Below are 16,486 nucleotides of genomic sequence, written 5' to 3' on the forward strand. Positions count from 1 at the left end.
CGCTACTCGTACGTACCGAGGTCCGCGATGGCGGAGAACCCGAGCCCGTACGCGCTCATCCCGCGCCCGTAGGCGCCCAGGTGAACGCCGCTGCCGGTGGATCCGGCCAGCACCCACCCGAACTCCGACTCGCGGTAGTGGAAGGTGGTCGGCTCCCCGTCCACCGGAAGCGACAGCGTCGACCAGTCCTCGCCCCCGAGGTCGTCCGCGAGCTCCCAGGCGGCTTCGGTCTGCTGGTCGAGCCAGTCGCTGCGCAGCGAGTGGTCCATCTGCCCGGGCCAGCTGTAGGCCAGCAGCCCCGAGCCGGCCAGCCAGGCGGCGGAGGAGACCGAGGTGGCCTCCAGGGTTCCGGTGCCGTCTCCGCTGCGCCGTACGGGGTTGCTGGCGACGGTGACGACCACCGCGAAGCGCTCCTTCTCACCGGTGGCGATCTCACCGCGGGCGGACGGCTCGTCGCCGTGGCCGGTGGATCCGTGCTCGACGGTACCGTCGGCGGCCGTGCCCACCTGCATGAGCCAGCGGGGGCCGGTGAAGGCCTCGTCCAGCCCGTACCAGGGGAAATCGGCCGCCAGAAAGCCCTCGACCGTCCGCCGGGCGGCCGGGACCGGCACGGCGGCCTCCGGCGGCTGCGTCGTCTGCGGTTCCTCAGCGGGTGCGGCGGCGGTCTGCGCGCCGACCCTGCTACTGCTCGTCGTCTCCATCTGAGCGGCCTCTCGTTCCGTGGGGCCCGGAACGGCCAGCCCCCCTCGGGCGTCCTGGGTCCGGACAGATGGAGGATAGCCATCCGACCGCGGATCGCCGGGCAGGCTGCGCTCAGGTGGCGTCGGCGTCGAAACGGGCGCGCTGCTCCGCGGCGGGGGCCGCGGGCTTCTTCAGCAGGTCCGCACCGGCGCCGGCGGGCGCGGCGGAGGGGCCGGCCGGGGCAGCCGCGGAATCGGTCTCCTTGCTGTTCACGGCGTCGGTGACGTCGTTCAGCTCCTTGCGGAGGTCGAAGCTGCTGCGGATCTCCTTGAGGTCCTCGTTCTCGGTCAGCTGCTTGCGGATGAAGGTCTTCGGGTTCAGGTCCTCGAACTCGAAATCCTTGAACTCCGGGCCGAGTTCGGACCGGATGTCCTGCTTGGCACTGTCGGAGAAGGCGCGGATCTTGCGGATGACGCCGCTGACGTCCTGGATGACCTTGGGCAGCTTGTCCGGGCCGAAGACGAGGATGGCGAGCACCACGATCGTGACAAGTTCGAGTGCGCCTATGTCGTTGAACACCTTGCCGCTCCTCGGCTCTCCATCACTTCGGGCCTGGACACACGGTACCCGGCGTTCTCACCGGGCCCATACCTGCATACCGGCTCAATACCGGTTTCCCGCGTACGTCACCTGCCGGTCATGATCCGTTCGCCGAGCCGAGGACCAGTTCGAGGGTGCGCTCCCGGCCGTCGCGGATCACCGTGAGGGTCAGCGGATCGCCCGGCCGATGCGCGCGGATCTTGATGATCAGCTCGTCGCCGCCGCGCACCCGCTGGCCGTCCACCTTGGTGATCACGTCCCCGGCCTTGATCCCGGCGCGGGCGGCCGGCCCGTCGGCGACCACCGCGGGCTTGCCGTCCCCGCCCTTGTCCCCGACCCGGGCCCCGTCGCCCGCGTACTCCATGTCGAGGGTGACGCCGATGACCGGGTGGGTGGCACGGCCGGTGCGGATGAGCTCCTCGGCGACGCGCTTGCCCTGGTTGATCGGGATGGCGAAGCCGAGTCCGATGGAGCCGCCCTGGCGGGCGGGATCGTCCTTGTCGGCGCCCCGGATGGCACTGTTGATGCCGACCACGTGCGCCTTGGCGTCCAGGAGGGGGCCGCCGGAGTTCCCGGGGTTGATCGGGGCGTCGGTCTGCAGGGCGTCGACGTAGCTGATGTCGCTGCCGTCGCCCTTGTCGCCGCCGGCGGTGACGGGCCGGCCGGTGGCGCTGATGATGCCCGCGGTGACGGTGTTGGACAGGTCGAAGGGGGCGCCGATGGCCACGACCGGGTCGCCGACCCGCACGTTCTCCGAGTTCCCCAGGCTCAGCGGCTGCAGGCCCCGGACCCCGCTGACCTTGACCACGGCCAGGTCGTAGCCGGAGTCCCGGCCCACCAGCTCGGCGGTGACGCTCTCGCCGGTGCTGAAGGTGACCGCCATCTCCTTGGCGCCGGCGACCACGTGGTTGTTGGTCAGGATGTGCCCCTGCTGGTCGAGTACGAAGCCGGTACCCGTGCCGCTGCCGGAGGTGCCCCGCACGTGCAGGGTGACCACCCCGGGAAGGGCAGTGGCTGCGATGCCCGCGACGCTGTCGGGGGCGCGGCCCTGGTCGGCGGCCGCGGCCTGGGGCAGCTCCAGGCGGGTGCTGCTCTGGCGCTCCGCGAGGACGCCGAGGTAGCCGCCGGTCCCGCCGGCGAGCAGCGCCGTGCCCGCGGCGAGGGCCGCCACCTGCCACAGCCGGAACCCACGCCCCTGCCGGCCCCGGTCCACGACCTGCAGCGGCTGTTCGCCCCAGGGGTCGTACCGCACCTCGCGGACCGGCATCGGGGACTCGGGTTCGCCGCCGCCCTCGGGCCGCGGGGCGGGAACCCCTTCGCGGACGGTGTCCGCCGCCGTGCCCTCGGGCCGGCTCCACCACTGTGGAGCCGGATCGGTCTGCTGCCTGTCGGCCATCGGCGCTCCCCGCGTACTCGTGCGCATGTGCCGAAGATTCAACCAGGTCCCGGGTCAGCGCAGCAGGGAGACCGGGCGGGCCGAGCTCGGCGGGGAGGGGTGGAGCGGCGGGAGCGGGGTCGCGGCGGTCGACAGGAGCGTCGGCACGGCGGCCGGAGTGGGCATCCGGTCGCGGACGAACGCGCCGGTCACCGAGGCGTCGGCCACCGACACGGCGGGCCCGGGCCGGGAAGCGGGCGCGGGGGACTCCCCGCGCACGTTCGGATCCGCGGTCTCCAGCGGCATCGCCCCGCCCAAGGCGAGCGCGGCCAGGGACACCGCTCCGGCGGCGGCGAACGCGAACCGACGGCGCGGGCGGCCCACCTCGTGGATCGGGAAGCCCTCCTGCTGCGGCCGGGAGGCCGTGGGCAGGGCGTACGCGAACGAGGCCAGCGGGTCGCCCGCGGGCGGACCCCCGGGGCCGGACGGCCCGTCGAACCCGCCGCCCGGCAGCCCCTGCAGCCGCGCCAGCAGCCCGGCGGACAGCGGCGGCGGCGCGCTCTCCACGAACATGGTCTTCAGGCGGCGCTGGGCATCGGCCTCGGCCTTGCACTTGGCACAGGTGGCCAGGTGGGCGAGGACCCGCTCGCGCGCCTCGTGGTTCAGCTCCCCGTCGACCAGGGCGGCGAGCCGGTCGCCCAGGTGCTGTTCGGCGGGGGACGGACTGACGCCGCTCACTCGGCTCCGCCCTCTCCCCCGGCGCCCGGCGCGCCCACGGCCGCCCCGGCCAGCGCGCGCTGCTCGGCGCGGGCGGCGGGGGACCGGTGCTTGAGCGCCTTGCGCAGGTGCGAGCGGCCCCGGTGGATGCGGCTGCGCACGGTGCCGAGCTTCACGCCGAGCGTGGCGGCGATCTCCTCGTAGGACAGGCCCTCGATGTCGCACAGCACCACGGCCGCGCGGAACTCGGGCGCGAGGGTGTCGAGCGCCTGCTGGACGTCCGCGTCGAAGTGGGTGTCGTGCAGGACCTGCTGGGGGGACGGCTCGCGGCTGGGCAGCCGCTCGGCGGCGTCGTCGGCGAGCGCGTCGAAGCGGATGCGCTGCTTGCGGCGGACCATGTCCAGGAACAGGTTGGTCGTGATGCGGTGCAGCCAGCCCTCGAAGGTGCCGGGCGTGTACGTGGACAGCGAACGGAAGACGCGGACGAAGACCTCTTGGGTCAGGTCCTCGGCGTCGTGCTGGTTGCCCGTCAGACGGTAGGCGAGACGGTAGACCCGCGCACTGTGCGTGCTGACGATCTCCTCCCAGGAAGGAGGGGTCCACGCCTGGGAGCCCGCATCGGCGGCGAAGGTCGCGGTGGTTGCGGTGGCTGCGGTGTGGAAGCGGTCAGCGGTGTCGGTCACGGATTTCGGCTCACCCGCCGACCAGAAGAGACGTCTCAGCACGCCTCCACGATCCACAGGCGCAGCCGCACCTCCCCTGTCGGCTCTGGTGGTGTCCAGCGGAGTCCCTACCATAGCCACCCCCTCTGTCAGCTCCGGATAAGCATTTTTGCAGTAACTTTGCACGGCTCGCGGGCCCAGGAGCGCTCCGGGACTGGCGATCTGCCCGGCAGCGTCCCTTCTTATCCCGCCCACACCCCACTCAACGCCCGGTCCCATCTGCGGGTTCCCGACGTCAACGGATACAGTCACCGTTGCGCCAACTATGGGGACAGGAGAGGGTCATTACCGGCAACCGGCAGACGAGCTGGGCGTTCGCCGACGCGTTTGTCGCCGAGGACGACGCTCTGCGATGGGCCCGCGACCGGTCCAGGGAAGCGGGCCTGCGCTCGGTCTCCCCCGGTACCGGGGCCGCGCTGCGCCTGCTGGCCGCCACCGCGGACGCCAAGGCCGTCGCCGAGATCGGTACCGGAACCGGCGTCTCCGGCATCCACCTGCTCCACGGGATGCGCCCGGACGGGGTGCTGACCACGGTGGATCCCGAAGCCGACCGGCAGGCCTTCGCCCGCCAGGCCTTCCGCGCCGCCGGCTTCGCGGGCAACCGCGCGCGCTTCATCCCGGGCCGGGCACTCGACGTCCTGCCCCGCCTCGCCGACGGCGGCTACGACCTCGTCTTCTGCGACGGCGACCCGGCCGAGTCCCTCGAGTACCTCGCTGAATCGTTGCGCCTGCTGCGCCCCGGCGGGCTGGTGTGCTTCGAGGGGGTCTTCTCCGACGGCCGTACGGTCGACTCCTCGGCCCAGCCGGTGGAAGTGCTCCGCGTCCGCGAGCTGTTGCGCAGCGTCCGGGAGAGCCCCGCCCTGGAGGCCGCGCTGCTCCCGGTGGGCGACGGCCTGCTGTGCGCCGTGCGGCGCTGAGCCGTCAGCGCAGCAGGGCGAACGTCAGGGCCGCCGCGCCGCCCAGGGCGCTGCCGGCGAGGACCTGGGCCGGTGTGTGCGCCTTCAGCACCAGCCGCGACCAGCCGACGGCGCCGGCGAGCAGGGCCGCGGGGAGCACGGGCGCCCCGAAGACGAGCAGCAGGATCATCACCGTGCCGCCGGCCACCGACATGTGGATGGATATCTGCCAGCCGACGGTCACCAGCAGGGACGAGGCCAGGCCGACGAGCATCGCGACGACGAGCGCGAACACGTCCGCCGGGGCGCCGAGCAGGTACAGGAGCGCGAGCCCGGCGGCGACGGAGAGCGCGCTCAGCGTCATCGGGACCATCCGCTGACGGCGTATGCGGATGTGCTGGTCGGTCAGCGCCCCGCGCCGCACGCCGACCAGGATGATCCCGATCGGGACCACCCCGCAGAACAGGGCCCCCAGCAGCCCCCAGCCGAGACCGGACCACGAGCCGGTGCTGTGCCAGCCGATCAGCAGGAGCAGGGAGACCACCAGGTTCGCCGGGGCCAGCGCGTCGGTGAGGATCCGGGCCGCCTTCTGGCGGGGGGTGCATTCCGCGAAGGCGGGGGGCGCGGGCGGCGCGGACGGGGCGGTGGGCGCGGGCGGGGCGGGCGGCGCGGGCGGGGAGAACGTCACGTCACGGCTCCGGCGATCAAGGTCGTGGTCCTGGACACAACGCTGCCCCGACCGCTGGTCGCGATCGGGGCAGCGCAGAGAATGCAGAATGCAGATGGTGCCGACGGGTCAGCCGACGACCTTCTTCAGGGCGTCACCCAGGGCGTCCGCCTCGTCCGGGGTCAGCTCGACGACGAGCCGACCGCCGCCCTCGAGCGGTACGCGCATGACGATGCCCCGCCCCTCCTTGGTGACCTCGAGCGGGCCGTCGCCCGTCCGCGGCTTCATGGCCGCCATGCTCGTTCCCCTTCCTGAAACCAGCTCATCGTCAGCCGACGGCCCCATTCAGGCGCCTAGTACCCGGCATCGAACACATTGCTTCCCAGCCATTATCCCGCATGTCAGGACCCGATGACCAACATCGGCCGGGAACGCTTGCGCAACGCGCTCGGCCAAAACCACTCATTTCGGGGACCCGCCTGCGATACTTCGCCCCCGCCCCCGGTGGACGGCCTCGGCTTTCTTTGACGCACATCACATGTGCGCATGCCGTCCGGTCCGCCATGCTGGCTCTTGCACCGGCCGTACCGGCCGGTAGCCATCCCGCGACGAAGGGGGACCCCCTGCCATGGCCGACAGCGTGCTCTACGAAGTGACCGACGGACTCGCGACCATCACGATCAACCGCCCGGACGCGATGAACGCCATGAACACGGAGGCCAAGGTCGCACTGCGCGACGCGGCCCTCGCGGCGGCCGCCGACACCGCGGTACGGGCCGTGCTGCTGACCGCGGCCGGCAGCCGGGCCTTCTGCGTGGGCCAGGACCTCAAGGAACACATCGGGAACCTGGCGGCGGACCGCGAGGGCGGCTCCTCCCTCACGATGAGCACCGTCGCCGAGCACTACAACCCGATCGTCAAGGCGCTCACGCAGATGCCGAAGCCGGTGGTGGCCGGGGTGAACGGCGTCGCGGCCGGGGCGGGCTTCGGTTTCGCGCTCGCGGCGGACTTCCGGGTCGTCGCCGACACCGCGTCCTTCAACACCTCGTTCGCCGGGGTGGCGCTGACCGCCGACTCCGGGGTCTCGTGGACCCTGCCCCGCCTCATCGGCGCCTCCCGCGCGTCCGACCTGCTGCTCTTCCCGCGCTCGGTTAAGGCCCAGGAGGCGTACGAGCTCGGCATCGCCAACCGCCTGGTCCCCGCGGACTCCCTGCACGCCGAGGCCGAGGCCGTGGCCCGCGCGCTGGCCTGCGGCCCCACGGTCGCCTACGCCGCGCTGAAGGAGTCCCTGGCGTACGGGGCCTCCCACTCGCTCGCCGACGCGCTGGAGCGCGAGGACGTCCTCCAGACCCGCGCCGGGGCCTCCGAGGACCACTCCATCGCCGTCCAGGCCTTCCTCGCGAAGCAGCCGCCGCAGTACCTCGGCCGCTGACCGCGGCGCAGGACTAGGACTACGCCTCGCGGGAGACGCAGCCCGCGAGGTGGTCGTTGACCAGGCCGCACGCCTGCATCAGCGCGTAGGCCGTGGTGGGCCCGACGAAGCGGATTCCCGCCTTCTTCAGGGCCTTGGCCAGGGCCGTGGACTCCGCGGTGACCGCCGGCACCTCGGCGGTGCTCCTCGGCGCCCGGCCCGGCCCCTTCGGGGCGTGGGACCAGATCAGCTCGTCCAGCTCCCCGGGCCGCCACCCGGCCAGCACCTTCGCGTTGGCCAGGGTGGCCTCGATCTTGGCCCGGTTGCGGATGATCCCCTCGTCCGCCAGCAGCCGCTCCGCATCGGCGGGCCCGAACTCCGCGACGGCCGCGATCTCGAACTCCGCGAAGGCCTTACGGAAGCCCGCGCGCCGGCGCAGGATCGTGATCCAGGAGAGCCCCGACTGGAAGGCCTCCAGGCACAGCCGCTCGTACAGCGCGTCGTCCCCGTGCACCGGCTTGCCCCACTCGGTGTCGTGGTAGGCGACGTAGTCCTCGGTGGACAGCCCCCAGGGACAGCGCAGGGCGCCGTCCGGCCCGGCCAGCAGCCCGGCGCCGCTCACCGTTCGTCCTTGGTGAGGTCGACCCGCTCCTCGCCCGCGCCGGGGGCGGCCGGGGAAACCGGGGCGGCCGGCGCGGCCGCCGCCGTCAGCTGTGCGATCCGCGCGTCCCGCTCGGCCAGCTCCGCCGCCAGCCGGTCCAGTACGTCGTCCACCTCGGCCATCCGGTAGCCGCGCGGCGCGACCGGCAGCCGCAGGGCGTCGATGTCCGCCCGTACGACGGGCCGGGTCTCCGGCAGCCCGTCGCCCACCCGGTCCGGCTCCGCTTCCGGCAGGACGGCCTCCGAACCGCCGCCGATCACCGCAAGGGTGACCGCTGCCACGACCACGACCAGCGCGATCATCAAGAAGAAGAACACGATCAACTCCCCTGAGAGACTCCGGCCACCAGGTTAAGGTCGCAGGCGAGGCGCATGGGCCGCCGAAGGAGGAAAGAGCAGGATGCTGCGACTGGGCAGGCGCGAGTTCGACACCCACGAGCCGGTGATCATGGCCATCGTGAACCGGACTCCGGACTCCTTCTACGACCAGGGCGCGACCTTCCGCGACGAGCCGGCGCTCGACCGGGTCGAGCAGGCCGTCGCCGAGGGCGCCGCGATCATCGACATCGGCGGGGTCAAGGCCGGCCCCGGCGAGCACGTCGACGCGGCCGAGGAGGCCCGGCGCACGGTGGGCTTCGTGGCCGAGGTCCGGCGCCGCCACCCGGACGTGGTGATCAGCGTGGACACCTGGCGGCACGAGGTCGGCGAGGCCGTCTGCGAAGCGGGGGCCGATCTGCTGAACGACGCGTGGGGCGGGGTGGACCCCGAGCTGGCCGCGGTCGCGGCGCGCCACGGGGCCGGGCTGGTGTGCACCCACGCCGGCGGGGTGGAGCCGCGCACCCGGCCGCACCGGACCTCGTACGAGGACGTCGTGGACGACATCCTGCGCGTCACGGTCGGCCTCGCCGAACGGGCCGCGGCCCTCGGTGTCCGCCGGGACGCGATCATGATCGACCCGGGCCACGACTTCGGGAAGAACACCCGGCATTCGCTGGAGGCCACGCGCCGGCTGGGGGAGATGACGGCGACGGGCTGGCCGGTCCTGGTCTCCCTGTCCAACAAGGACTTCGTCGGCGAGACCCTCGACAAGCCGGTCAAGGAGCGCCTGCTGGGCACCCTGGCCACGACGGCCGTCTCGGCCTGGCTGGGCGCCCAGGTCTACCGCGTCCACGAAGTGGCGGAGACCAGGCAGGTGCTGGACATGGTCCGCTCGATCCAGGGCCACCGGCCTCCGGCGGTCGCCCGCCGCGGACTGGCCTGAGACCGCGGAGGGCCCGGGCCGCGCCGGCCCGGGCCCTCCGTCCTGCTTCCTGCGTCCTGCTCCTGCTCCCTACTTCCCGACTTCCTTGGTCACCAGCGAGATCGCCTCGTCCACGTCGTCCGTGACGTGGAAGAGGTAGAGGTCCTTCTCCGAGGCCTTGCCCTGGGCGATCACCGTGTTCCGCAGCCAGTCGATCAGGCCGCTCCAGTACTCCGTGCCGAACAGCACGATCGGGAAGCGGGTGATCTTCTGGGTCTGGACCAGGGTCAGCGCCTCGAACAGCTCGTCCAGCGTGCCGAGGCCGCCCGGCAGGACCACGAAGCCCTGGCTGTACTTCACGAACATCGTCTTGCGGACGAAGAAGTACCGGAAGTTCAGCCCGAGGTCGACGTGCTGGTTGAGCCCCTGCTCGAAGGGGAGCTCGATGCCGAGGCCGACCGAGATGCCGCCCGCCTCGCGGGCGCCCTTGTTGGCCGCCTCCATCGCGCCCGGCCCGCCGCCGGTGATCACCGCGAAGCCCGCGTCGACCAGTGCGCCGCCGATCCGCTCGCCCGCCTCGTACTCCGGCGTTCCCGCCGGGGTGCGGGCCGATCCGAACACGCTGATCGCGGGCGGCAGCTCGGCCAGCGTGCCGAAGCCCTCGATGAACTCCGACTGGATGCGCAGGACCCGCCAGGGATCGGTGTGCACCCACTCGGAAGGCCCGGCGGAATCCAGCAGCCGCTGGTCCGTCGTACTGCCCGCCTGCACCTGGCTCCGCCTCCTCAGCACCGGCCCGAGCTGCTGCTCCTCGGGCCGACGGCGAGCGGACCCGTCAGGGTTGCCCATGATGTGCTCCCTCCTGCTGATCGTTGGATCAGGGTAGGCGCACAAAGGTGACGGCAAGCGGAATTCAGGAGGTCAGCCAGGCGCGGAGTCGTTCCTCGCAGTGCAGGATCGCCTTCGTCTCGACGCGTTCGTCGACCTTGTGGGCCAGCAGGGCGTCGCCCGGGCCGTAGTTGACCGCCGGGACGCCGAGTGCGCTGAAGCGGGAGACGTCCGTCCAGCCGAACTTGGGCATGGCGCGGCCGCCGACGGCCTCCATGAAGGCGGCCGCCGCCGGGTGCGAGAGGCCGGGGAGGGCGCCGCCCGAGGAGTCGTCGATCACGAACTCGGCGATGTCGCAGTCCGCGAACACCTCCCGCACGTGGGCGATCGCGTCGGCCTCGCTGCGGTCGGGGGCGTAGCGGAAGTTGACCGTCACCGTGCACCCGTCGGGGATCACGTTGTTGGCGACGCCGCCTTCGATGCGGACTGCGTTGAGGCCCTCGTGGTACTCCAGTCCGTCGATCACCGGCTTGCGCGGCTCGTACGCCGCCAGCCGGGCCAGGATCGGCGCCGCCGAGTGGATCGCGTTGGAGCCCATCCAGCTGCGCGCGGAGTGCGCGCGCTCCCCCGAGGTGCGCAGCAGCACGCGCAGGGTGCCCTGGCAGCCGCCCTCGACCTCGGCGTTGGAGGGCTCGAGCAGCACCGCGAAGTCGCCGGTCAGCCAGTCGGGGTGGGCTTCGGCCACCTTGCCCAGGCCGTTGAGGTCGGCGGCGACCTCCTCCTGGTCGTAGAAGACGAAGGTGAGGTCCCGGTTCGGCTCGGGGACGGTGGCCGCGATGCGCAGCTGCACGGCGACGCCCGACTTCATGTCCGTCGTCCCGCAGCCCCACAGCACGTCGTTCTCGTCGAGGCGGGAGGGGACGTTGTCGGCGATCGGCACGGTGTCGAGGTGGCCGGCGAGCACGACCCGCTCGGAGCGGCCGAGGTGCGTGCGGGCGACGACGTTGTTGCCGAAGCGGTCCACGGTCAGGTGCGGCAGGGCCCGCAGCGCGCGCTCCACGAGGTCGGCGAGTACCTTCTCGTCGCCGCTCACGGAGGGGATGTCGACGAGCCGGGCGGTCAGCTCGGCGGCGTCCAGGGTGAGGTCCAGCTCGGATTCCGGCATGGAACCGACCCTAACGCGCCCGGCTCGGGGCGGCCTCGGACGTCCGGCCGCTGGACGCGTCATATGCCTCAAGTACGGTGGGCCGCGTGTCCGAGACCCGTGATCCTCGCCCCCGTCGTCGCAGGCCGCTCCGCGTGGCCGTAGGTCTGCTCGTCCTGTTCGCGGTGATCGGCTATTTCGCCGTCCAGCGGTACTCCAACGGCGGTGCGGGCGCCCCGTACTGCACGGCCACCTCGACCGCCGCCGGCGGGCAGAAGTACGAGATGACGCCGGAGCAGGCGGCGAACGCGGCGACGATAGCCGCCGTCGGCATCTCCAAGGGGTTGCCGGACCGGGCGGTGACCATCGCGCTGGCGACCGCCATGCAGGAGTCGGCGCTGCGCAACCTCGACCACGGCGACCGGGACTCGCTGGGCCTGTTCCAGCAGCGGCCCTCGATGGGCTGGGGCACGCCGGAGCAGATCACGGACCCGGTGTACTCGGCCGGGATCTTCTACGACCACCTCGTGGACGTGCCGGGTTACTCGCGGCTGCCGTTGACGGTGGCGGCGCAGAAGGTGCAGCGCAGCGGCTACCCGCAGGCGTACGCGAAGCACGAGACGGACGCGACGGTCCTGACGGCGGCCTTCGGCGAGGGCGGGGTGCTGTCCTGCTCGGGCCCGGCCCCGCTGAAGGGCGATCCGGAGAAGGTGAAGGCGGAGCTGGCACGGGCCTTCGGCAAGGAGGCACTGGCCGGCGCAGGCACCGGGGCCGGCGCAGGCACCGGGACCGGAGGCGGATCCGGGGCCGGCACCGCGGCCGGCGGCGCGGAGGCCGGCCGGACGGGTCCGGGCGGGACCGCGGAGCCGGAGGTCACCCTGCGGCTGAAGCGGGACGGCGGGCCTGCGGAGGAGCGGCGCGGCCGGGCGATGGCGCACTGGGCGGTGGCCCGGTCGCACGAGCTGGGCATCGCCCGGGTCTCGTACCGGGGCGACGGCTGGACCGGCGGACAGGCCCGGGGCGCGTGGCAGCGCAAGGGCGGCGGCCCCGGCACGTCCGGCGACGGCGACCCGCACCACGCCCTCGGCGACGAAGTCCGGATCTTCATCGCCCGCTGAGGCCCGCCGGGACCCGGCCGCGCGTACGAGGGGTCACTCCTGCGGGGGTGGCCGACACGGCGGCCGCGGGGGCCGTGAAGGGACAGAAGGCCTGGTGGGCGCGCGTCCAATGCGCTTGTCGCGGAAGCCGATTAAACGATGCGTTACCGATCTTTTACCCACCGGCTCCGCAACTCCACCCGCCCCACGAGCGGTTGTACACGGCGTACTCAGCCGCTACCGCTTAGGAGCATCATGTCCCTCCCCCTGACCCGTCGGATCGCCCGCACCGCGCTGCTCCTCGCAGCCGGGGCAGCCCCCGTGGTCGGTGCGGCCGGCGCGGCCAGCGCCGCGGACGCCCCGGACGCCGCGGCCGCGACGACGGCGGCGGCCACGGACACGGCGAGCACCGCCGTCGAGGCCGTTCCGGCCGCCGCCCCCGCCGCCGACGTGACCCACAAGGCGGGCAGCCTGCTCGGCGGCCTGCCCGCCACGCAGCAGCTCCCGGCGGCCCCGCTGGCCGGCGACCTGCCGGGCGGGGACCTGCCGGGCGGGCTCCCCGGTGAGCTGCCGGGCGGTCTGCCGGGCGGTCTGCCGGGCGGCCTCACGGGCGGCCTGCCCGGTGGCCTGCCGCTGGGCTGACACACCGCAGGAACACCGAAGGGGCCGGGAGCGCGAACTCCCGGCCCCTTCGGGCCGTCCGGCGGCGGTGGCTCAGCCCAGGCGCTTGACCGCGGCCTCGACGCGCTCGTCGGTGGCGGTGAAGGCCACGCGCACGAACCGCGCGCCCGCCTCCCCGTAGAAGTCGCCCGGCGCGACCAGGATGCCCAGGTCGGCGAGGTGGGCCACGGTGTCCCAGCAGGGCTCGTCCCGGGTCACCCACAGGTAGAGGCTGGCCTCGCTGTGCTCGACCCGGAAGCCGTGCGCCTCCAGCGCCGTGCGCAGGGCCGCGCGGCGGGCCGCGTAGCGGGCGCGCTGCTCCTCGACGTGGCGGTCGTCGCCGAGCGCGGCGACCGTGGCCGCCTGCACCGGGGCGGGGGTCATCATGCCGCCGTGCTTGCGGATCTCCAGCAGCTCGCCGAGCACGTCCGCGTCACCGGCGATGAAGGCGGCCCGGTAGCCGGCCAGGTTGGAGCGCTTGGAGAGCGAGTGGACGGCGACGAGGCCCTCGTACGAGCCCCCGCACACGTCGTCGTGGAGGACGGAGACCGGCTCGGCCTCCCAGCCCAGCTCCAGGTAGCACTCGTCGCTGAAGACCAGGATGCCGTGCTCGCGCGCCCAGCCCACGATCCGGATCAGCTCCTCCTTGGAGAGGACCTTGCCGGTGGGGTTGGACGGGGAGTTGAGCCACAGCAGCTTCACGCCGGCCGGGTCGAGCTCCGTCGGGTCGTCGTAGACCACGGCCTCGGCGCCGCACAGCCGCGCGCCGACCTCGTAGGTGGGGTACGCGAGCCGGGGGTACGCCACCTTGTCCCCCGCGCCCAGGCCCAGCTGGGTCGGCAGCCAGGCCACCAGCTCCTTCGAGCCGACGACCGGCAGGACGTTGCGGTGCTCGGCGGCGCTCGCGCCGAGGCGGTCGCGCAGCCAGCCGGTGATCGCGTCGCGCAGCGCGGCCGTGCCCCACACCGTCGGGTAGCCCGGGGAGTCCGCGGCACCGATCAGGGCGCGCTGGACGAGCTCGGGCACCGGGTCCACGGGCGTGCCGACCGACAGGTCGACGATGCCGTCCGCGTGGGCCGCCGCCGTCTTCTTGTACGGCTCCAGCTTGTCCCAGGGGAAGGCGGGAAGACGGTCGGATACTGCGGCCACGGTGGTCTCTGCTCTCTCTGGGTGCTGGTCGCGAGGGTCGGCAAACACCTCGGTCCCGTGCGGCGGGCAGGCCGTACGGGACCGAGTGGCGTTCGTGCCGTGAACCCTCAGTGAGAAGGGTTGATGTCGGCGGGAAGCGCCGCGATGAAGGGGTGGTCGCGCTCGATCAGGCCGAGCTTGGAGGCACCACCGGGCGAACCGAGCTCGTCGAAGAACTCGACGTTCGCCTTGTAGTAGTCCTTCCACTCCTCCGGGGTGTCGTCCTCGTAGAAGATGGCCTCGACCGGGCAGACCGGCTCACACGCACCACAGTCGACGCACTCGTCCGGGTGGATGTACAAGGACCGCTGGCCCTCGTAGATGCAGTCGACGGGGCACTCTTCGATGCATGCCTTGTCCTTGACGTCGACACAAGGCTCCGCGATGACGTAGGTCACGCTCTCGTTCCTCCTCGGTAGGGCTTTCCATATCGCGCGGGAGCGCGGCGTCGTCGATGCCCGCCCCTAGTATCTCCGTTCCCGGGCACGATCCGAACAGGAGGGGCGGACAGAGCTGTGGAAATCACTGCCGGTGGACTGCTGGAGGTCCGTATTACCCCCGCTGACGTGGGTAAACGAGTCTCTGTACGACGGGTGGAGCGCGGGTCGAGCGGGACCCCCACGTACACGGACACCGTAGGGGTTCTCACATCCTGGGACGCGGGTGTGCTGCTGATCACACAAAAGAATGGAAAGTCCGTCCGCATCGCGGAATCCTCGCTGGTCGCGGGCAAGGTCGTGCCTCCCGCGCCGGCCCGCCGGAGGGGTCCTGCGGCCTCTTTCGAGGAGCTCTCGAGGGTCGCCGCGCGGGCCTGGCAGCCGCTGGAGAGCGAGCCGCTGGGCGAGTGGACGCTGCGGGCGGCCGCCGGATTCACCCGTCGGGCCAACTCGGTGCTGCCGCTCGGCGATCCGGGGATACCGCTGGACGATGCACTCGCTCGAGTGACCTCCTGGTACGCGCAGCGAGCACTTCCGGCGTACGTGCAGGCCGCCACGGGCGCCGTCGGGACGCAGGAACTGCTGATCGCGGAGCTGGAGCGGCGCGGCTGGGCGGCCGAGGTGTCGGCGGAGGTACGGACCGGGGCGCTGGCCCCGGTCGGGGACGTGGACGCGCCCGCCGCCGGGGCCGTACGCCTGACCCGTACCCCCGACGAGGCGTGGCTCGCGCGCTACGGCAAGGTCGCCGACCCGGAGGTGGCCCGGCGGGTGCTGGTCGAGGGCCCGTCGGTGTGGTTCGCGGCGCTGCCCGGGGGCCGGGCCATCGGGCGCTGCGTGGTGGACGGGCGGTGGGCCGGTTTCGCGGCGGTCACCGTCGATCCCGCGCACCGGCGGGAGGGTCTGGCGACCGCGGTGATGGCGGCGCTGGCGCGGCGGGCGCTGGAGGAGGGGGCGTCGGCGGCCTGGCTCCAGGTGGAGACGGACAACCCGGGAGCGCGGGCCCTGTACGACGGGCTGGGCTTCGCCACGCACCACACCTACCACCACTACCGGCCGGCGCGGTGACCCCGCAGGAGCGGCGCGAGCAGTTCGCCGCGGAGGCCCGGTCGGAGCGGCCGGACCTGGCGCTGCTGTGCCTGCTGCTGGCGGCGGAGGCGGATCCGGAGCTGGACGAGCGCGCCATGGACTGGGCGCAGATCGAGCTGGACCGGCTGGCCGGGATGCTGCCGTACGGGCTGCGGGGCGGGCGGGCCTGGGCGGCGGCGGTGACGGAACTGCTCGGCGGACGGCTCGGCTTCCACGGCACCCCGGCGGACTACGAGCGGCTGTCCTCCTCCCTCCTGCACGAGGTGCTGCGGCGGCGCCGGGGCCTGCCGATCCTGCTGTCCGTCGTCTGGCTGGAGGTCGCCCGGCGGGCGGGGGCGCCGGTGTACGGGCTGGGGCTGCCGGGGCACTTCGTGGTGGGCTTCGGGGATCCGGAGGAGGGCGTGGTGGTCGACCCGTTCGCGGGCGGCGCGTCCTTGGGGGCGGGGCCGGCGGAGCTGGCGGAGGGGCCGCGGAGCCCGGCGCGCACGCTGGACATCGTGCTGCGGATCCTGAACAACATCCGGGCCTGGGCCTCGTCCCGCCCGGAGCAGTCGGGGGTCGCGCTGTGGGCGCTGGAGCTGTCGCTGCTGCTGCCGTCGCATCCGGCGTCGCTGCGGTACGAGCGGGCGCGGCTGCTGGTGGAACGGGGTGCCTTCCGGGACGGCGCGGCGGAGCTGGAGGCGTACGCGGACGTGGTCGACGCGGTGGACGCCGGTGCGGCCGCCCGCATCCGCAGCGAAGCCACGGCCGCCCGCGCCCTCCTGAACTGACCCGTCCCGCCCCCCACCTCCCGGGCTCCGCCGAAACCCCTGGGCTCCGCCGGGTCGCGCAGGCCCGGGGGCCCGGGGCTGATCCCCGCCAGCGGCAGCCCCCCACACCCAGCCCCGCCGGCGCTTGAGGCGCGGGGCCCGGGGGCCGGCCCCCGGCAGCGGCGCCCCCCTGCCCGACGGGCTGAACAGGGCGCCGCACGCCGGCCACACCCAGCCCCGCCGGTCGTGGCCGAGGTAGTCGACGACGGTCCGGGTGAGCGGGCGCATGTACGGGGCGAGCAGCACGATCTTCTTGGCGTCGAGCGTG

19 protein-coding genes and 1 pseudogene are annotated in these 16,486 nt (G+C 73.2%); 7 read left to right on the forward strand and 13 right to left on the reverse strand.

Annotation, left to right across the window (positions count from 1 at the left end; translation table 11 throughout):
• Positions 1-2 precede the first annotated feature (2 nt).
• From AB0D44_RS11470 to sigE, 5 genes and pseudogenes are all read right to left on the reverse strand, one after another.
• Complete coding sequence (locus AB0D44_RS11470; protein WP_362587958.1) at positions 3-701, reverse strand: hypothetical protein; 699 nt, start codon at positions 699-701, stop codon at positions 3-5.
• A 112-nt stretch (positions 702-813) separates the two neighbouring features.
• On the reverse strand, positions 814-1,260 hold the full coding sequence (locus AB0D44_RS11475; RefSeq protein ID WP_362587960.1) for a sec-independent translocase: 447 nt from the start codon (positions 1,258-1,260) through the stop codon (positions 814-816).
• Positions 1,261-1,378: 118 nt separating this feature from the next.
• Positions 1,379-2,452 (reverse strand): annotated as a pseudogene (locus AB0D44_RS11480) (trypsin-like peptidase domain-containing protein); the annotation flags it as partial.
• Between the two features lie 279 nt (positions 2,453-2,731).
• Complete coding sequence (locus AB0D44_RS11485; RefSeq protein ID WP_362587963.1) at positions 2,732-3,394, reverse strand: zf-HC2 domain-containing protein; 663 nt, start codon at positions 3,392-3,394, stop codon at positions 2,732-2,734.
• Complete coding sequence (gene sigE, locus AB0D44_RS11490) at positions 3,391-4,170, reverse strand: RNA polymerase sigma factor SigE (RefSeq protein WP_362587966.1); 780 nt, start codon at positions 4,168-4,170, stop codon at positions 3,391-3,393. Before sigE ends, AB0D44_RS11485 begins: the two co-directional genes overlap by 4 nt.
• A gap of 179 nt (positions 4,171-4,349) precedes the next feature.
• On the opposite strand from sigE, the gene AB0D44_RS11495 reads away from it, so the two are divergent.
• The gene (locus AB0D44_RS11495) at positions 4,350-5,012 is read left to right on the forward strand and encodes a class I SAM-dependent methyltransferase (RefSeq protein WP_362587969.1); all 663 of its coding nucleotides are present in this window, start codon (positions 4,350-4,352) and stop codon (positions 5,010-5,012) included.
• 4 nt (positions 5,013-5,016) lie between these two features.
• Here the strand turns inward: AB0D44_RS11495 and AB0D44_RS11500 are convergent, their stop codons facing one another.
• Both AB0D44_RS11500 and AB0D44_RS11505 read right to left on the reverse strand, forming a co-directional pair.
• Positions 5,017-5,679 (reverse strand): hypothetical protein, encoded by a 663-nt coding sequence (locus tag AB0D44_RS11500; RefSeq protein ID WP_362587972.1) that lies wholly within the window; start codon positions 5,677-5,679, stop codon positions 5,017-5,019.
• Between the two features lie 108 nt (positions 5,680-5,787).
• Entirely contained in the window at positions 5,788-5,955 is a 168-nt protein-coding gene (locus AB0D44_RS11505; RefSeq protein WP_003966491.1) for a DUF3117 domain-containing protein, read from the reverse strand.
• A 331-nt stretch (positions 5,956-6,286) separates the two neighbouring features.
• On the opposite strand from AB0D44_RS11505, the gene AB0D44_RS11510 reads away from it, so the two are divergent.
• On the forward strand, positions 6,287-7,090 hold the full coding sequence (locus AB0D44_RS11510) for an enoyl-CoA hydratase-related protein (protein ID WP_362587974.1): 804 nt from the start codon (positions 6,287-6,289) through the stop codon (positions 7,088-7,090).
• A gap of 19 nt (positions 7,091-7,109) precedes the next feature.
• Here the strand turns inward: AB0D44_RS11510 and AB0D44_RS11515 are convergent, their stop codons facing one another.
• Together AB0D44_RS11515 and AB0D44_RS11520 are read right to left on the reverse strand one after the other, a co-directional pair.
• A complete protein-coding gene (locus AB0D44_RS11515) occupies positions 7,110-7,691 on the reverse strand; it encodes a DNA-3-methyladenine glycosylase I (protein ID WP_362587977.1) in 582 nt (193 codons plus the stop codon).
• On the reverse strand, positions 7,688-8,053 hold the full coding sequence (locus tag AB0D44_RS11520; RefSeq protein WP_362587980.1) for a DivIVA domain-containing protein: 366 nt from the start codon (positions 8,051-8,053) through the stop codon (positions 7,688-7,690). The genes AB0D44_RS11515 and AB0D44_RS11520 overlap by 4 nt, the downstream gene beginning before the upstream one ends.
• Positions 8,054-8,129: 76 nt before the next feature.
• Between AB0D44_RS11520 and folP the strand changes: the two genes are divergently transcribed.
• Entirely contained in the window at positions 8,130-8,990 is an 861-nt protein-coding gene (folP, locus tag AB0D44_RS11525; RefSeq protein ID WP_362587983.1) for a dihydropteroate synthase, read from the forward strand.
• Positions 8,991-9,059: 69 nt separating this feature from the next.
• Here folP and AB0D44_RS11530 read toward each other — a convergent pair whose 3' ends face one another.
• Both AB0D44_RS11530 and dapE read right to left on the reverse strand, forming a co-directional pair.
• Positions 9,060-9,818, reverse strand: a complete 759-nt coding sequence (locus tag AB0D44_RS11530; protein ID WP_362587986.1) for a TIGR00730 family Rossman fold protein — start codon at positions 9,816-9,818, stop codon at positions 9,060-9,062.
• Between the two features lie 64 nt (positions 9,819-9,882).
• On the reverse strand, positions 9,883-10,962 hold the full coding sequence (dapE, locus tag AB0D44_RS11535) for a succinyl-diaminopimelate desuccinylase (protein WP_362587989.1): 1,080 nt from the start codon (positions 10,960-10,962) through the stop codon (positions 9,883-9,885).
• Between the two features lie 134 nt (positions 10,963-11,096).
• On the opposite strand from dapE, the gene AB0D44_RS11540 reads away from it, so the two are divergent.
• Both AB0D44_RS11540 and AB0D44_RS11545 read left to right on the forward strand, forming a co-directional pair.
• Complete coding sequence (locus AB0D44_RS11540) at positions 11,097-12,059, forward strand: hypothetical protein (RefSeq protein WP_362587992.1); 963 nt, start codon at positions 11,097-11,099, stop codon at positions 12,057-12,059.
• 234 nt (positions 12,060-12,293) lie between these two features.
• Positions 12,294-12,680: a hypothetical protein gene (locus tag AB0D44_RS11545; protein WP_362587995.1), complete on the forward strand. Its 387-nt coding sequence runs from the start codon at positions 12,294-12,296 to the stop codon at positions 12,678-12,680.
• A gap of 72 nt (positions 12,681-12,752) precedes the next feature.
• Here AB0D44_RS11545 and dapC read toward each other — a convergent pair whose 3' ends face one another.
• Positions 12,753-13,847 (reverse strand): succinyldiaminopimelate transaminase, encoded by a 1,095-nt coding sequence (gene dapC, locus AB0D44_RS11550; RefSeq protein WP_362587998.1) that lies wholly within the window; start codon positions 13,845-13,847, stop codon positions 12,753-12,755.
• Between the two features lie 107 nt (positions 13,848-13,954).
• A complete protein-coding gene (gene fdxA, locus AB0D44_RS11555) occupies positions 13,955-14,284 on the reverse strand; it encodes a ferredoxin (RefSeq protein ID WP_030868357.1) in 330 nt (109 codons plus the stop codon).
• Positions 14,285-14,401: 117 nt separating this feature from the next.
• On the opposite strand from fdxA, the gene AB0D44_RS11560 reads away from it, so the two are divergent.
• Positions 14,402-15,388 (forward strand): GNAT family N-acetyltransferase, encoded by a 987-nt coding sequence (locus AB0D44_RS11560; protein WP_362588001.1) that lies wholly within the window; start codon positions 14,402-14,404, stop codon positions 15,386-15,388.
• The gene (locus tag AB0D44_RS11565) at positions 15,385-16,179 is read left to right on the forward strand and encodes a transglutaminase-like domain-containing protein (RefSeq protein ID WP_362588004.1); all 795 of its coding nucleotides are present in this window, start codon (positions 15,385-15,387) and stop codon (positions 16,177-16,179) included. The genes AB0D44_RS11560 and AB0D44_RS11565 overlap by 4 nt, the downstream gene beginning before the upstream one ends.
• The last annotated feature ends 307 nt before the right edge of the window (positions 16,180-16,486 follow it).

This window comes from Streptomyces sp. NPDC048349, from assembly GCF_040651925.1.
In the GTDB taxonomy this organism is placed as follows: domain Bacteria; phylum Actinomycetota; class Actinomycetes; order Streptomycetales; family Streptomycetaceae; genus Streptomyces.

Bases quoted from the DNA above. Each gene is read 5' to 3' on its own strand.
- AB0D44_RS11470 (WP_362587958.1), bottom strand. From the start codon at position 701: ATGGAGACGACGAGCAGTAGCAGGGTCGGCGCGCAGACCGCCGCCGCA.
- sigE (WP_362587966.1), bottom strand. From the start codon at position 4,170: ATGGTAGGGACTCCGCTGGACACCACCAGAGCCGACAGGGGAGGTGCG.
- AB0D44_RS11505 (WP_003966491.1), bottom strand. From the start codon at position 5,955: ATGGCGGCCATGAAGCCGCGGACGGGCGACGGCCCGCTCGAGGTCACC.
- AB0D44_RS11510 (WP_362587974.1), top strand. From the start codon at position 6,287: ATGGCCGACAGCGTGCTCTACGAAGTGACCGACGGACTCGCGACCATC.
- folP (WP_362587983.1), top strand. From the start codon at position 8,130: ATGCTGCGACTGGGCAGGCGCGAGTTCGACACCCACGAGCCGGTGATC.
- AB0D44_RS11530 (WP_362587986.1), bottom strand. From the start codon at position 9,818: ATGGGCAACCCTGACGGGTCCGCTCGCCGTCGGCCCGAGGAGCAGCAG.
- dapE (WP_362587989.1), bottom strand. From the start codon at position 10,962: ATGCCGGAATCCGAGCTGGACCTCACCCTGGACGCCGCCGAGCTGACC.
- AB0D44_RS11545 (WP_362587995.1), top strand. From the start codon at position 12,294: ATGTCCCTCCCCCTGACCCGTCGGATCGCCCGCACCGCGCTGCTCCTC.